We start from the raw sequence: 264 nt of genomic DNA, 5'->3' as shown, positions 1-264 counted from the left end.
CGCGCATACAGCCGGGCAGTGACGTCATCGTCTGCGCGGAAATGGACGAACAGTGGGGATACGTCGGGGCTAAATCGCGCCAGCGCTGGCTGTTTTACGCGTATGACAGGCTCCGGAAGACGGTTGTGGCGCACGTATTCGGTGAACGCACTCTGGCCACACTGGAGCGTCTTCTGAGCCTGCTGTCGGCCTTTGAGGTCGTGGTATGGATGACGGATGGCTGGCCGCTGTATGAATCCCGCCTGAAGGGAAAGCTGCACGTAA

1 protein-coding gene is annotated in these 264 nt (G+C 59.8%); it reads left to right on the top strand.

The annotated features are described in order from the left end of the window. Positions 1-264 (top strand): IS1 family transposase (locus tag OOJ59_RS28015; protein WP_214281282.1); only part of this gene is annotated, 264 nt, incomplete at both ends.

Origin of the sequence: Citrobacter sp. W9 (genome assembly GCF_026719375.1) — a bacterium.
Lineage (GTDB): Bacteria > Pseudomonadota > Gammaproteobacteria > Enterobacterales > Enterobacteriaceae > Citrobacter > Citrobacter werkmanii.
The sequence above is the reverse complement of the archived record's forward strand: the minus strand, read 5'-3'. Positions and strand labels throughout refer to the sequence as shown.